This is a genomic window from Methylomicrobium agile (genome assembly GCF_000733855.1).
GTDB lineage: Bacteria > Pseudomonadota > Gammaproteobacteria > Methylococcales > Methylomonadaceae > Methylomicrobium > Methylomicrobium agile.
Genome location: NZ_JPOJ01000001.1, coordinates 1726946 through 1742735, shown reverse-complemented (window position 1 = coordinate 1742735; position 15790 = coordinate 1726946). Strand labels below are relative to the sequence as shown.

Here is a 15790-nt window from a genome sequence, read left to right as displayed (position 1 = left end):
AGTTAAATGGCGGGCAGCTGAATGATGAAGCCCGCGCCTTGTTTGTGCCGGGTATCGACCCAGATCGCACCGCCATGCTCCTCGATGATTTTTTTGACGATCGCCAGTCCGAGCCCGGTGCCTTTGGCTTTAGTTGTAACATAGGGTTCGAAAATTTGCTCGATTTGTTCTTCCCTGATGCCGGGCCCGTCGTCGAAGAACCCGATTTCGATGAAATCGCTGTTGTTCTTTTGCATCCGGCGCATGTCGATTTCGATATGGCCGTGGCCCTCGGTCGCTTCCAGGGCGTTTTTGAGCAGATTATGCAGCACTTGCCGGATGCTGATCGGATCGCCGTTGATGCAAAGCCGCTTTTTATCCTGTTCGGCCTGTACGGTAACGCCCGATTTCAGCGTATAAAGTCCGAGCACCTCCTGGACGAGCGCATAAAGGTCGACATTGACCGTCTGCTTTTTCGAAGTCTTCGCATATTCGGAAAAATCATCGACCATTTCCTTCATCGCCTCGACCTGCTGCACGATCGTGCGCGTCGAGCGCTGCAGGATATCGGCATCGCCGGATTCCAGCTTGGCGGACAGTTTAAGCTGCAAACGTTCGGCTGACAATTGGATCGGCGTCAGCGGGTTTTTGATTTCGTGCGCGAGACGTCGGGCAACCTCGCCCCAGGCGGCGTTTTTCTGGGCCTGAATCAAATCGGTCACATCGTCGAACACCACGACTGCGCCGACGCGCGCACCGTCGTGCGAAAACATCGGGGTGCCGCGGCAAAGCAGCTCACGGCGGCCGTTCTGACCCAAAAACGCAATCCGCTGCTGCCAGATGTCGTCCGCCTGTTCCAGTAAACGCTGGATCGACTTCAGCGGTTCGGACAGTTCGCTATGCTCCTCGGCCAGCGATAACAGCGATTGGCCGATGAACTGGTTCACATGCACATGAAAAATCCGGAACGCCGCCTGGTTCGCGGTGCGGATCTTATACCTCGAATCGAAGCTGATCACGCCCGCGGTCAGGTTGGCCAGTATCGTTTCGAGATAGGCGCGCTGGTTTTCGACCTCGACGCCGGCGCGCCGGATTTCGTCGCGCGCCCGCGCGATGCGCTGGGTCATGATGTTGAACGACTCGACCAGAAAGCCCAGATCGTCCTGGGCGGCAACCGGCAATTGCTGGTCGTAATGCCCCGAAGCGACCGCCTGCGTGCCTTTGACCAGTTCCTTGACCGGCGCGACGATGTTGCGGATGCTGATGAAAGCGACCCAGATCGCCGCCAGCAAGCTCATCAGCAAAACCAGCGACAGCGCCAGCGAAAAGGTCAGTTTCAGCGAATCCCTGAGAAAATTCATTTCCTGATAGCGTACGAAAGCGAACTCGACCGAATCGGCCAGATCCGCAATCCGCAAAGGCACCGGAAACAGCGCCTGGATATACCAGGTATCGAGGCCCCGGACCGCCACGATCGAGCGGATCATCAGTTCGTTTTCGCTGACCGGCGCCAGCGCGACGTAATCGTCGCTCTGGCGCAACTGCAGCCAGGTTTGCTCGTCGGGAATGCTGGGCAGGATATCGGTCGGGTTTGCGCTGCTGGATGCGATGATTCGGCCCTGGCGCGAAAACAGCGTCATTTCGGCGGCGCCGACCTGCGCCCGGTAATTTTCGATTTCATGCGCGGTAAAGCCGTCGGAACCGAGCCGGAGTTTTTCGGCCAGCTGCCGGGTCTGCATCAAATGCCAGTGCATTCGCTGGTCCAGTGACGCCTGGCTCAATTCGAGCGCATCTTCCATCGCCCGGTCGATTTCGACGTTGAACCAGCTGTCAATGCCCTGATGCAGAAACTGCATCGAAAAATAAAACACGATCGCGGCCGGCGCCAGCGCCTGCAGCACGAACAATGAGAGCATCCTCGTCGTCAGCCGCGAGCCGGCTTCGCGTTTTTTGAGCTGGCGCGCCAGTGCGTAGATGTTCGCGACCACCAGCGCGAGCAGCACCACCGAACCCAGCGCATTGATCAGCAACAGCCAGGAATACAGTGCGCTGAGTTCGGACGACTCCTGAGTCGCCGTGCTCATCAGTTGCAGCGAAAACAGGATCAGCGCGAACAGGACCAGGATCGATGCACTGACCGGCGGTTTCAGTTTTTCAGATTCCATGAGTACCAGTCGCTCGATAAATACCACTGCGGATTGAGATAGGCGAAAGGACGCAGCGGCAAAGGCAACAATTCGCGGTCGAAGACGACCCGCAGGCCCGCCGTATAACGCTCGCCGGCGGCCAACTCCGATTTGGCCGCAACCGGCACGTATCGAATCGTCGACAGCGCATCCAGCGCCGAGGCCAGCGATGAAAAACTGCCGCCTTCGCCGCTGTCTTCGTTACGGACCCGGTAGACGTTGAGCAGGGCCTGATATTGAATTCTGAAGCGCAGACTTTTTTCCACGATCGTTTCGTCCGGCCAGAAGTCGCGCTGGCGCTTTACCCGGATATTGACCGCCCAGAACAGCGGCACGCCGTTTTTGAGGGCGTCGATCGCTTTCGGGCTGAGCCGGTAGCGAATCTCGGCGGATAATAAATATTCTTCTCCCTGTAAGCCCAGCTCGGCGTATTCGACAAGCGCAGAATAAGCGCCCGCCGACGCGGGCAAAGGTATCAGCCAGCCCAAAATCAGCAGACAGACCGCCGCCTTACGCTTTGCGGAGGCGGGCATAATAAAAACCGTCCATCGCCAGGTCGCCGGGCAGAATCTGCCGCCCTGCCGCGCGCGCGGCACCCCATTCCGCCGTGATCGGCCATTCGATCGCGTCGGGATGGCCGGCCAGAAAGTCTACAATTCGACGCTCGTTCTCTTCCTTCAACACCGAGCAGGTGGCGTACAGCAGGCATCCCCCCGGCGCCAGCAGGCTCCAGGCCGCGTCCAGGATCGCGCGTTGCAGCGCGGCAAGCGGTTCGATATCACCGGCGCGGCGCAGCAGTTTGATGTCGGGATGGCGGCGAATCACGCCGAGCGCCGAACACGGCGCATCGACCAGAATCCGGTCGAACTGCCGCCCGTCCCACCAGTCTTCCGGATGCGAAGCATCGCCGGCTACCGTCTTGGCCTCCAGCCTGAGGCGCCGTAAATTGTCCTCCACGCGGCGCAGCCGGTTTGCGTCGACATCGATCGCAACCATTTCTTTCAGTTGCGGCTGCATCTCGAGAATGTGCGCGGTTTTCCCGCCCGGCGCCGCGCACAGGTCGAGCACCCGCTGCCCCGGTTGTACGTCGAGCAGGCCGGCGGCCAGTTGGGCGGCGGTATCCTGAACCGAAACCAGGCCTTCGGCAAACCCCGGCAGCCTCTCGACCGGCACCGGCTGGTCGAGGATCAGCGCGGAAGCGCAAAAACCGGGCAGCTCGGCGGCGAGGCCTTGCGCGTTCAATAATTCACGATAGGCTTCCCTGGAAATCCGGGCCAAATTGACGCGCAATGCGAAAGGCGGCGGCTGGTTGTTTTCCCGCAGGCAGCGATCGGCTTCATCTGGCCAATCCTGGCGGATTTTCGCGATCAGCCATTCGGGATGGCTACAGCTTGCCGAAGCATTCTCGTCGGCCGCTTTTTCGAACGGTTCCCGTTCCCGGAGATAACGCCGCAACAGCGCGTTGATCAAGCCTTTCGCCCAGGGTTTGCGTCCTGCCGCATTCACCGTTTCGGAAACCGCCGCATGCGTTTTGATCCGCATGAAGCCGAGCTGGTAAAGCCCCACGAGAATCAACAGCCGGATGTGAATATCCTTCAGCGGCCTGTCGAGAAGTTGGGACAGAATGAAGTCGAGCCGGTGGTACTGCCGGCAGACGCCGTAGCACAAGGCCTGCACCAGGGCCCGATCCTGCGGGGACTCGACGGTTTGCAGAACCTGCTCCAGCGCCACGGTCAGGGATTGGCCGTCCACCACGACCCGGGTCAGCACTTTGGCTGCAAGCAATCGTAAGTTCACGGCGGATCAACCCAGCTTCAGGCCATGTACGTCATGCGCATTCAGAAACGCCTGCGCCGGCATCCGTTTGCCCCCGGGCAACTGCACTTCGAGCAGCCTGAGCCAGCCGCTGCCGGTCGCCACGTCCAGATGCTTGTGCGTACATTTCACCTGTCCGGGTTCCGTCCCCGTCTGTTCGAGGAGCGGCTGCGCGCGCCATATGCGCAGCGCTTCCTCCCGGTAGAGGGTTTGAGCGACCGGCCAGGGGTTCAGTCCGCGCACTCGCCGGTCCAGTTCGTCCGCCGGTTTCGTCCAGTCGAGCTCGGCTTCGCTCTTTTCGAGCTTGGCGGCATAAGTGACCTGGGCTTCGTTTTGCGGCTCGGCCCGCACCGTCCCGGCCTCGACCTGGCGCAAGACTTTTTCGAGGCCGATCGGCCCCAAGGCGGCCAGCTTGTCGTGCAGATCGCCAGCCGTATCTTCCGCACCGATCGCGATAGCTTCCTTGTGCAGCATGTCGCCGGCATCCAGCTTCAAGGCGATGCGCATGATCGTGACGCCGGTTTCGGCATCCCCGGCCATCAGCGCGCGCTGGATCGGTGCGGCGCCGCGCCAGCGCGGCAGCAGAGAGGCATGCACATTCAGGCAGCCGTATCTCGGCACATCGAGTACCGCCTGCGGCAAAATCATGCCATAGGCGACGACGACCATCAGATCGGGTTCGAACGCGGCAAGCAAAGCAATCGCTTCGGCCGATTTGAGCGAATCGGGCTGCAGCACCGGAATGCCGGCGGCCAGGGCGGTTTCTTTGACGGGGCTCGGTTGCAGCTTGCGCCCGCGTCCGGCGGGACGGTCGGGTTGGGTATAAACGGCGCAGACCTCGTGTCCGGAAGCCAGCAGCATGTTCAGGGTCGGCACCGCGAATTCGGGGGTACCGGCAAAAATGATCCTCATGCTTTGCCGGCTTCCATTTTATGTATTTTTTCGAGTTTCTTTTTGATACGCTGGCGTTTCAGCGGGGACAGATAATCGACGAATAATTTGCCGTCCAGATGGTCTATTTCATGCTGAATACAGACCGCCAGCAAGTCTCTCGCTTCAAGTTCGAACGGCTGGCCGTCGCGATTCAGCGCCTTGACCCGGACATGCTCGGCCCGCTGGACCTTCTCGAAAAAGCCGGGCACGGACAGGCAGCCTTCTTCGGATTCCTCGACGCCGTCTTTCGCGACGATCTCCGGGTTGATCAGGCAAAGCGGCACATTTTTTTCTTCGCTGACATCGATCACGATCACCCGCCGCTGCACATTCACCTGCGTCGCTGCCAGCCCCACGCCGCGCGATTCGTACATCGTCTCGAACATATCGTCGACCAGTTTCCGAATCGAATCATCGATCGCCTGGACTTTTTCGGCTTTTTTGCGCAACCTTTCATCCGGAAATTCCAGAATGGTTAAAATACTCAACGAACTCTCCACACTTGGTAACTGTTATCAATACTGGAATTCTATCTGAATTCATCTAAACTTTAAAATCAGACAGTTTAAAAACACTCGGCAGGTTTTTTATGGCTTTTCGAACGATTCTCAGCTTTATAGTTCCCTTGGTGTGTTGCTCTGCGGTGCTGGCCGAAGAAATCAGATTGAATCCCTCCCATCCCGACCGCTATACGGTCGTAGAGGGCGATACGCTCTGGGACATCTCCGGAAAGTTTTTAAAGAATCCGGGGCAATGGCCTCTTCTGTGGAGTTATAATAGTCAGATCAAAAATCCGCATCTGATCTATCCCGGCGACACGGTCTATTTTTCGATGGTGAACGGTCAGCCCCGGCTGAGTTTCTCTCCGACCGAAACGGCCGCCGTTTCTCCTTCCTCCGGACCTTGCGTCCTCAACGAAGCGGACATCCAAAACGGACGCACCAGTTTTGCGCTGTCCCCCGAAGGCAAGCTGCAACCCTGCATACGCGAGTCGGCAACCGCCAAGGCCGTACAATTGATTCCGGCCGGAGCGATTCAGAAGTTCCTGTCCCTGCCGCGCGTGCTCGGTGAAAACGAATTGAACCAGGCGCCTTATATAGTGGACATTGCCGGAGAGCATCTGATTGCAGGTAATGGCGACAAGGTGTATGTTCGTGCGATCGAACGGCCGGACAGTCTGACATATGCCGTCTACCGCGAAGGCGATATCTTGAGAAATCCAACCACCCAGGAAGTGTTGGGGCACGAAGCCAAGTACATCGCCGACCTGACCCTGCAGGAGCCCGGAGACCCCGCGACCCTGACGATTACGCAGGCTAAAGGTGAAATCCGTGCCGGCGACCGGGTTCTTCCCATCGGCGAAGAAGAGGTCATGCTGAATTATTTTCCGGTGCCGCCCGAAGAAAGCATCAAAGGCAGCATTATCGGCGTACTCGACGGCGTGACGCAAATCGGCCGGTATAATGTCGTGGTGATCGACAAGGGCATTTCCGACGGCCTAAAAACCGGCCACGAACTGGACATTTACCAGCGCGGCAAAGTCGCGTCGGACCCTTACAGCCCGGTCAAGAACGATACCGTGCAAATGCCCGACGAATACGCCGGCAAGCTGATGGTGTTCAGGCCGTTCAATCGGGTCAGTTATGCACTGGTGATGCAGGCGCAGCGAAACATTCATGTTCTCGACAAGGTTCAAACTCCGGAGTAACGTTACGTCAACCCCCTCTTGCGATCTTTCTTATTGGCTTGCACTGCTGCGCGTGCCGGGAGTCGGCAGCAGAACTTTTCTCGAACTGTTGGAAACGCACTCACCGGCGCAGCTGTTTTCCGAGTCTTCCTCCGCGCTGGCCTCCCTGGGTCTGAAGCCCGCCGCTATTCAGGCGATCAAGCATCCCGACTGGCGGTTGATTGAAGCCGATCTGGCTTGGTCGAGCGGAGCGGATCAACACATCGTCACGTTCGACGACCTTCTTTATCCCGAGTTATTGAAGCAAATCGCCGATCCGCCGCCGGTGCTGTTCGTGCGCGGGGATCCGGCTCTCCTGGCTCGGCCGCAAATCGCGATCGTAGGCAGCCGCAATCCCTCCGCACTGGGACGGGAAACCGCCTTCCAGTTCGCCAAAGTGCTTAGCGCACACGGCTTCGTGATTGTCAGCGGCCTGGCCCTGGGAATCGATGCGGCCGGCCATGAAGGCGCTCTGGAAGGGCAAGGGTTGACCGTGGCCGTGGTCGGCACCGGTCCGGACCGCATCTATCCCGCCGCAAACAAAAACCTGGCCATGCGCATCGTCGGGCAGGGCGCCATCATAACTGAACTGCCGCCCGGCACTCCTGCCAAGGCGCATCATTTCCCGCGCCGCAACCGGATCATCAGCGGTTTATGTCGGGGCCTTCTGGTCGTCGAGGCGGCCAGAGAAAGCGGCTCGCTGATCACGGCGCGCCTGGCGCTGGAGCAAAACCGCGAGGTCTTCGCGATTCCCGGCTCGATTCACAATCCCCTGGCGCGCGGCTGCAATGCGCTGATTCGGGAAGGCGCCAAACTTGTCGAAACGGTGCGAGATATTGTCGAGGAATTAGGTCAATATTATCAAGAAGATATGAATTACATCGCGACGCAGGAGCAATCAATGCTTGACCTGGAGCAGCAAACATTATTGAATCTTGTCATGTATGACCCCACATCCATCGACGATCTGGTCGAGAAAACCGGCAAATCGGTCGAAACGATCGCCTCAATGCTGCTAATCCTGGAGCTGAATGGTTACGTTTCAGCTGTCGCGGGTGGCCGTTATACCCGAATTAAATAATCTCTGGCGGGCGCTATGAAAGAAAATATTTTTGATGTTCTGATGTATCTCTTCGAAAACTATATGGAAGGCGAAACCGAAATTCTTCCCGACAGCGATGTGATCAGAACCGAGTTGCTGGAAGCCGGCTTCGAACAGATCGAAGTCAGCAAGGCGTTCGACTGGCTGGAATCGTTGAGTTTGCAAGGTGCGATTTCACCGACCGTCGCCCCGGCGTTCCGCATTTTTTGCGCCGAGGAAAAAGCCAAGCTGAGCACCGATTGCCTCGATCTGATCCTGTTCCTGGAGCAGAAAGGCATCTTGAGCTCCGCCAATCGCGAAATTGTGATCGATCGGGCGATGGCGCTCGAAAACGAGGAAATTTCGGTCGAAAAACTCAAATGGATCGTGCTGATGGTGCTGTTGAGCCAACCTGATCAGGAAATCGCCTTTTCCCGAATGGAAGATTTCGTTTACGATCTGATTCCAACCTATTTGCATTGATGTTTGAGGCTCGGGTACGCGATTCGAGGTTCGAAGACTTCACCGATTCATCCGATCGCCCGTACTTGGGCCTTGACTTTATTTAAGGATAAATGAGCAAAAATCTTGTTATCGTCGAATCTCCCGCCAAGGCCAAAACCATTGAAAAATACCTCGGCAAGGATTTTCAGGTGCTGGCGTCCTATGGACATGTCCGTGATTTGATCCCGAAGGAAGGCGCGGTTGATCCCGATCATCATTTCGCGATGAAATACGAGGTGATCGAACGCAATTTGCGCCACGTGCAGGCTATCGGCAAGGCGCTCAAAGACGCCGACGCCTTGTATCTCGCGACCGACCCCGACCGCGAGGGCGAAGCGATCTCCTGGCATCTCTATGAGTTGCTGAAGGAAAGAAAAGCTTTGAAAAACAAGGCAGTGCACCGGGTCGTCTTTCACGAAATCACTAAAAAGGCAGTTACCGAAGCGATCGCGCATCCGTCCGAACTGGCAACGAACCTGATCAATGCGCAACAGGCGCGGCGGGCGCTCGATTACCTGGTCGGCTTCAAGCTGTCGCCGCTGCTCTGGAAAAAGATCCGCCGCGGCCTGTCCGCCGGCCGTGTGCAGAGTCCCGCGCTCAGGATGATCGTCGAACGCGAGATGGAAATCGAAGCGTTCAAGAGCCGTGAATATTGGACCATCGATGCGCTGCTGACGGCGGACGAGCAGAACTTCAAGGCCAAGCTGACTCATCTGGCCGGCGAGAAACTGAATCAGTTCAGCATGACCGACCGGCAAACCGCCGACCGGGCCCGGCAAGCCTTGCTGGAGGCCGCGGACGGCCGCCTGATCGTTTCCAAACTCGAAAAGAAGCAGCAGAAGCGCAACCCGGCGCCCCCCTTCACGACCTCGACCCTGCAGCAGGAAGCCGCGCGCAAGCTCGGCTTTACCACCAAACGCACGATGATGGTCGCCCAGCAGCTGTACGAAGGCATCGACATCGGCGGCGAAACCGCCGGGCTGATCACCTACATGCGGACCGACTCGGTCAATTTATCGGTCGAGGCGGTCGCCGAAATGCGCGAGATGATCGCGGAAAACTACGGCCCCGAAAACGTGCCGAAAGAACCGCGGATATTCAAGACCAAATCGAAAAACGCCCAGGAGGCGCATGAAGCGATTCGGCCGACTTACCCCCGCTATCAACCGGCTCAGCTCAAAAAGCATCTCAGCGACGAGCAGTTCAAGCTTTATGACCTGATCTGGAAACGCACGATTGCCTGCCAGATGGCTCAGGCCACGATCAACATGATCGCGGTCGATCTGACCTGCGGCGAACGCAATGAGCATGTATTCAGGGCGACCGGTTCGACGATCGCCTCTCCGGGCTTCATGGCGGTTTATCTGGAAGGCAGGGACGACGCCGGCGACAGCGACGACAAGGAAAGTTTTCTGCCGCCGCTTGCGGAAGGCAGACCGGTGCCGCTGAACGACATCGTCAATGCGCAGCATTTCACCGAACCGCCGCCGCGCTACAGCGAAGCGAGCCTGGTCAAGGCGCTCGAAGAGCATGGGATCGGCCGGCCGTCGACCTATGCCTCGATCATTTCGACCCTGCAGAACCGTGACTACGCGACGCTCGAAAACAAACGCTTCCATCCGACCGATGTCGGCCGGATCGTGAACAAGTTTCTGACCGAGCATTTCACCAAGTATGTCGATTACGACTTCACCGCAAAGCTCGAAGACGATCTCGATGCGGTGTCGCGCGGCGAAAAGGACTGGATTCCGCTGATGGGCGAGTTCTGGAACCCGTTCAACACGCTGATCCAGGAAAAAGACGAAAACGTGCAGCGCAAGGACGTGACCCAGGAAGCGCTCGACGAAAGCTGCCCCGAATGCGGCAGCCCGTTGTCGATTCGCCTCGGCCGCAACGGCCGCTTCATCGGTTGCACCAATTATCCGGGCTGCTCCTATACCCGCAATCTGAACGAGGATCAAAACGAAGCCGCGGAGCCTGAAGTTGTCGATGGACGGACCTGCCCGAAATGCGCTTCGCCACTGGTGCTGAAATCGGGGCGCTACGGCAAATTCATCGGCTGCAGCGCCTACCCGAAGTGCAAACATATCGAACCCTTGGAAAAACCGCTCGATACCGGCGTCGAATGTCCGAAGTGTAAAAAAGGCAGCATCCTGAAGCGCAAGTCGCGCAGCAACAAGATTTTTTATTCCTGCTCGGAATATCCGAAATGCGACTATGCGCTCTGGAATGCACCGCTGAAGGAAAGCTGTCCGGAATGCAACTGGCCGGTGCTGACCGTCAAGGAAACGAAGCGGCGCGGCGTGGAAAAAGTCTGCCCGCAGAAGGATTGCAGCTACGCGACGCCTTATGAAGGCGACCCCGCAGACGCGCAAGGGCCGAAAGAGACCGTCTGATTTGTCGGGCCGATACCCGCTCCCGAACCGAATTTATGCCGAATATCATCATCTACACGACCAAAATCTGCCCTTACTGCATCATGGCAAAACGTTTGCTGGACAGAAAAGGCATCAGCTATACCGAAATCAATGTCGATGCGGAACCCGGCCTGCGCGAAGAAATGATGATCAAATCGAAACGCCGCACCGTTCCGCAGATTTTTATCGGAGACCGCCATATCGGTGGCTTTGACGAGCTGTATGCGCTGGACCAGTCGAAACAACTGGATCCGCTATTGGAGAAATGAGAAGCCGACGGAAGCGGGCCGGGAGTCGGGGCGATTGACGCCCCGGAAAGAATGAAGGCTCAAAACCCTAATTCAGCCTCGTCCAGATCGTCGAACTGCTCTCTGAGCCGCTTTTTTTCCCAGTAAATTTCAATTTTCCGGCGAGCATCGCGTTTGATGGTATCGCCTTCGCTCGAATCGAGCGCTCCAAATTCGGCATCGTCGAAAATGTCGTCCTCATGATCCATATGAGTCAAGGGTTCATCGGCTTTGCTCGCCAACTTTACAGAAGTTCTTGCCATAGTTACACTCTTCAAAAACAAGGATGCTTCCCGGCGGTTTTGCGGAAAGATCGGAAACAAATTGAATAACGCATTCGGTGTCCGGTCCGGCATCGAAACGCTATCCGTTTCAAACAGCCAAACCCAAGGGTCTTGAAATAATGGCGGCGGCTTTCTCGAATTTCAAGCCGTTCCGAAGTATTTCGTATCGAAAAAATCAGCCGTTTTCCACCGCGCATCCCCGCTGATCTACGATGTTAGTGGGGTCAAGAATCCCTCAGAATGGACGCCGGGAGAAACCCACCCTCTATCTTACCGATAAACAGTCGATTTCCTTTCTAAGGACCGGAAAAACCTTCAAAAGTTCTCTGTCGGCCCTCAATCTTTCAAGCCGACGCAAAGCGGAGCCGGAGGAAGGGCTTGAACCGCATCGCCCTTCCGACAGCCCCGCTTTACGGAGAGCGGATTTACCGCTTTTCGAGCAGATAATCCAGCCACAGATTCGACAGCTTTTCCTGCACCGTATTTTGACGCAGGCGCGCGTTCAGATGCGGGAAGTCGACCTTGTCCAGATCCTGATCCTGGTTGTAGCAGGAATACACGAAATATTCCTTGCCGGATTCCGCATCGACGTGCTTGCACAGGCATTGCGCGCAGATGCCTTTCATCATGCACTGCATCGGCGAGTTGATCGAACCGATGGCATGCTGGACCTTGTTCAGGTACGGCTTCAGCACATTGAAGCGGGCATCCTTCACCGCGGCCATCATCCGGTCCGAACCGATCACGATCAGGTGGTCCACATCGGCAAGCGGAATAGGCTGCTCGCCGAGTTCGCCCTTCGCATAGGCAACCATGCACTCCAGAATATTGCCGACGAAGGTCTTGTCCTGCGGCCGCGTCGGCGGGAACGCTTCGGCGCCCGGCGTATTGTCGATCGACCAGATGATTACGTCGGATGCCGCCTCGATGTCTTCGACCTTGAAAATGTCCCGGCGATACTTGTAGCCGGCGAAATAGATCACCTTGTTGCCGGCGTTGCGCAATGCCTTGCCGATCGAGAACAAGACCGCATTGCCGAGGCCGCCGCCGATCAAGAGCACGGTCTGGCCGGTCGGGATTTCGGTCGGCGTGCCGGTTACGCCCATCAGGATCAACGGATCGCCGACCTTCCAGGTCGCGCACAAGCGCGAAGACGAGCCCATTTCCAGCGCGATCAGCGAAATCGTGCCTTTTTCCTTGTCGACTTCCGCTCCGGTCAACGCCAGACCTTCGGACGCCAGCACGGTGCCTTCCTTGACCGGCGCATGGGCTTCGAAATTCTGCAGACGGTAGAACTGGCCCGGCTCGAATTTGGCCGCCGCCATCGGCGCCTTCACGACCACTTCGATGATCGTCGGCGTCAGCCGGTTGATCGCCACGATGGTCGCGCTAAAGGCTTCGTCCAGCGACGCGAAGAACTGTTTCAGGCCGGCGTTGCGTTCGGCTTGCTGGGACGGATCGAGTTCCGCCAGTTCTTTTTCGAATAGTTTCGCAATGTGCGGATAGCCGTTTTTCGCGCTCGCCATCGCCTTGACTACGTTGCCGGCATAGACCGGGTGGTTGTCCCCGTAGAAACTGATGAACCTGCCGTCCTTTTGATAGGAAGTCAGCGGCGCGGGCTTGCCGAGTTTCGGCGCGGCCTCGTCGTGCATCGCCACCAGTTCCAGGTTGCCGCCGTGCCATTCCGGCTGGTAGCGCTGGAAGAACCATTTATCCATCACGAAGGTATCCGGGTACTCGCTCTGGTAAATCGTGTTCGGCGAAGTGCCGGCCGCGATGTACAGGTTGCGCAACGGCACGGTCACCCTTTGCTTCTTGCTGACCCAGCGGCCTTCTTCGAACTCCAGTTTTTCGAATTCGACGGCTTGCAAATGACCGTACGGGTCAGGAATCGCGCTGACCGGACTCATGCCTTCGGCAAGCGCAATGCCTTCTTCGAGCGCTTCGGAAATTTCCTCGTGGTTTTGCCGGTAGGCCGGCGCATCCTTCATGCCTTTACGGTAGAACAGCGTCACGCCGCCCCAGCCCTCGACCAGCGGCTGGAAGTTCGGCGCTTCGCCGGCCGTGGCGGCGCGCTCGCGTTCGGTGCGGATCGCCCGGCCGTGCCCCAGGAATTCGTCCAGGATGATTGTTTCTTCCTGATCGTAGCGCTTCCGCACCGCTTCTTCGCCGTAGACCGACGCCAGCGTTTCGTAGCGGCCGAGCAGTTTTTCGACCTGCACCGGATAATAAGCCATCAGTTCGGTCGCGGTATCGATCGCGGTCAGGCCGCCGCCGATCACGCCGGCCGGCAGGCGTACCTGCAGGTTCGCCAGTGAAGACGACTTCGCCGCGCCGGTCAGCTGCAGCGCCATCAGGAAATCAGACGCCTTGCGGATGCCGCGCAGCAGGTTGTTCTTCAGATCAATGATCGTCGGCTTGCCGGCGCCGGACGCGATGCAGATGTGGTCGAAGCCCATCCGCCAGGCGTCTTCGATCGTGATCGTGCCGCCGAAGCGGATCCCGCCGTAAGCGCGGAACGCGTTCCGGCGCAGCAGCGTCAGGTAGATCACCTTCAAAAAGTTCTTGTCCCAGCGCACGGTAATCCCGTATTCGGCGACGCCGCCGAAACCGGCCAGAATCCGCTTGTCCAGGTCTTCATACAGTTCGCGGAAATCCGCAATCGGCGGAGGCACTGTGTCGCCATCGCCGGTCAACGCGGCAGGCAAAGGCTCCAGCTTCAGGCCGTCGATGCCGGCCACGCCGAAGCCTTCGTTCAACAGGTAATGGCTCATCGTGTAGCCGGCAGGGCCGAGGCCGACGACCAGCACGTTCTTGCCGTTGTAAGGCTGCATTACCGGACGCTTGACGTTCAAAGGATTCCAGCGCGTCAGCAGGCTGTAAATCTCGAAACCGTACGGCATGAACAACACGTCGGTCAACACGTTCGTTTCGATCTGCGGAATATTGACCGGATCGGTTTTCTGGTAGATGCAGCCCTTCATGCAGTCGTTGCAGATCCGGTGGCCGGTGCCGGGGCACATCGGATTGTCGACGATGATGATCGCCAGCGCGCCGATATTGTCGCCGCCGCGCTTGACCAGGTGCATCTCCGAAATCTTCTCTTCGAGCGGGCAGCCGGTCGTGGTGACGCCCAAAGGGTCGACCTTGTAAGTATTGGTTTTCTTGTTGCGCATGCCTTTCGAGCAGGAATCGGTATCCCGGTCATGGCAATAGATGCAGTGATCGACTTCGGACAGGGTTTGCCGCTCGTTGTAGCGCGGATCGGTCAGCTTGAAACCGTCGCGGCGGCGGCGGTGCGCCAGTTCGCCCATCCAGACCGAAAATTCGCCCTTGGCGACGACATCGTGCTCGACCAGATTTTCGAAATCGCGTTTTTCGGGGAATTTGAAACTGAGCCAGTGCTCGGCGATCTGGGGATCGTGCTGGGCAATGAAAGCCCAACGCTGGGCCAAGTCCATCAGCCCATCGACAAAGCTCGCCGCATCGGCTGCCGCGATGATTTCGGCGAACGCCTTTGCCGCTTCGGGATGCGCGGCAAGCTGCGCGCGCAGTTTTTCGGCGGCCGCGTCCGCATTCGGGTAAATGCCGTCCTTGCCTTTCGCAACCGCTTTGTAATGCGAGGACAACTGCCCGATCAGTCCGCCCGCGCGCGCAACCCGGCGCTCGGCATCGCTGTCGTTGACCGCTTCCGGAAACGCGGCCTGAATCAATAACTCGAAGCGGCTTTTGATCCCGCCGACGTCCCACTCGGAAATTGCCTGATTCTTGAAGACCAGATTCAATTTCGCGACGACTTCGTTCTTGTAAGTGAAGATGGTATCGAACTCTTCCCGAATCTTTGCCGCCTGGGCCTGATGCGCTTCCTCGACGCCGAACAGTTTCGCGACGAAACGCCCGACATAAGGCCCCATCTTGACCAGCAAATCCGATACCGCCTCGACCGCCATCCCTTCGCCCTGACATTGGCGGTAAGCGGCAAATTTCTCGAACAATTCGGGGTCATGGCGTTTCACCGAGGCATCGAACGCTTCGAGCAGATCGTTCAGGCGCCGGGCGTCGTACAAATCAGGATAAGTAAAGCCGGAAATTCCAAGCGTAAAGTCGTTATGATCCATAGTCACTTAGGGTCGATTAGCTCAAGACAGTCCAAACGCTGCGAAATTCGCCTGCGTCTGATCTTATGAGAATTGCAAATGAGTCGATGTAACAGGCCATTATATAAATTTTTTATTGACATTTCTACAAAAACCGAATCATTAACCCGCCTGGCTTCTTCAGGCCGGCAAATCTCACGGTACAGCCTATTGTTGCCGGGCGAGATTTTTGGCGGTTCGGCAAAAAACTCGGTTACGGCCTGCGATACGGGCCATCCACCTATCCTGTGGATAACTCTGTGGGTAAACTGCCGACAACTATCCGGAGCGCTTCCTGCGATGAAATCGGCAGCCTGGCTGGCGGGACGAACAGTCTTCTGCAGATTTAGGAATTTATAACTTAATATCAATGGGATATAGGATATCAAACGGCATTGCCGGGATGCTTCGATAAAAAAATAATGCTCGCCTTACGACCCGT

12 protein-coding genes are annotated in these 15790 nt (G+C 57.5%); 5 read left to right on the top strand and 7 right to left on the bottom strand.

The features are described 5' to 3' along the window. Nucleotides 1-2 precede the first annotated feature (2 nt). Genes CC94_RS0108425 through def form a run of 5 tightly spaced genes read right to left on the bottom strand, consistent with a single transcriptional unit; the run spans nt 3 to nt 5401 of the window. Nucleotides 3-2144: a sensor histidine kinase gene (locus CC94_RS0108425; protein WP_031430475.1), complete on the bottom strand. Its 2142-nt coding sequence runs from the start codon at nt 2142-2144 to the stop codon at nt 3-5. Then, nucleotides 2126-2698, bottom strand: a complete 573-nt coding sequence (locus CC94_RS0108420; RefSeq protein ID WP_005368881.1) for a DUF4390 domain-containing protein — start codon at nt 2696-2698, stop codon at nt 2126-2128. Before CC94_RS0108420 ends, CC94_RS0108425 begins: the two co-directional genes overlap by 19 nt. Next, nucleotides 2676-3962 (bottom strand): 16S rRNA (cytosine(967)-C(5))-methyltransferase RsmB, encoded by a 1287-nt coding sequence (gene rsmB, locus CC94_RS0108415; RefSeq protein ID WP_005368879.1) that lies wholly within the window; start codon nt 3960-3962, stop codon nt 2676-2678. Before rsmB ends, CC94_RS0108420 begins: the two co-directional genes overlap by 23 nt. Nucleotides 3963-3968: 6 nt before the next feature. Continuing rightward, nucleotides 3969-4892, bottom strand: a complete 924-nt coding sequence (fmt, locus tag CC94_RS0108410; protein WP_005368877.1) for a methionyl-tRNA formyltransferase — start codon at nt 4890-4892, stop codon at nt 3969-3971. Then, entirely contained in the window at nt 4889-5401 is a 513-nt protein-coding gene (def, locus tag CC94_RS0108405) for a peptide deformylase (protein WP_005368876.1), read from the bottom strand. Before def ends, fmt begins: the two co-directional genes overlap by 4 nt. A 101-nt stretch (nt 5402-5502) precedes the next feature. On the opposite strand from def, the gene CC94_RS0108400 reads away from it, so the two are divergent. The 5 genes from CC94_RS0108400 to grxC all read left to right on the top strand — a co-directional run bounded on the left by CC94_RS0108400 (nt 5503) and on the right by grxC (nt 10910). Next, nucleotides 5503-6621: a LysM peptidoglycan-binding domain-containing protein gene (locus tag CC94_RS0108400; RefSeq protein WP_005368875.1), complete on the top strand. Its 1119-nt coding sequence runs from the start codon at nt 5503-5505 to the stop codon at nt 6619-6621. A 46-nt stretch (nt 6622-6667) separates the two neighbouring features. After that, the gene (dprA, locus tag CC94_RS0108395; RefSeq protein WP_031430474.1) at nt 6668-7720 is read left to right on the top strand and encodes a DNA-processing protein DprA; all 1053 of its coding nucleotides are present in this window, start codon (nt 6668-6670) and stop codon (nt 7718-7720) included. A 15-nt stretch (nt 7721-7735) separates the two neighbouring features. Beyond that, nucleotides 7736-8203, top strand: a complete 468-nt coding sequence (locus tag CC94_RS0108390; protein ID WP_005368871.1) for a Smg family protein — start codon at nt 7736-7738, stop codon at nt 8201-8203. A 92-nt stretch (nt 8204-8295) separates the two neighbouring features. Beyond that, the gene (topA, locus tag CC94_RS0108385; protein WP_005368869.1) at nt 8296-10620 is read left to right on the top strand and encodes a type I DNA topoisomerase; all 2325 of its coding nucleotides are present in this window, start codon (nt 8296-8298) and stop codon (nt 10618-10620) included. 35 nt (nt 10621-10655) lie between these two features. Continuing rightward, a complete protein-coding gene (gene grxC / locus CC94_RS0108380) occupies nt 10656-10910 on the top strand; it encodes a glutaredoxin 3 (RefSeq protein ID WP_005368868.1) in 255 nt (84 codons plus the stop codon). A gap of 59 nt (nt 10911-10969) precedes the next feature. Here the strand turns inward: grxC and CC94_RS21350 are convergent, their stop codons facing one another. After that, on the bottom strand, nt 10970-11191 hold the full coding sequence (locus CC94_RS21350) for a PA3496 family putative envelope integrity protein (protein WP_036304347.1): 222 nt from the start codon (nt 11189-11191) through the stop codon (nt 10970-10972). A gap of 446 nt (nt 11192-11637) precedes the next feature. Next, a complete protein-coding gene (locus CC94_RS0108370) occupies nt 11638-15330 on the bottom strand; it encodes an FAD-dependent oxidoreductase (protein ID WP_031430471.1) in 3693 nt (1230 codons plus the stop codon). Nucleotides 15331-15790: the final 460 nt, after the last annotated feature.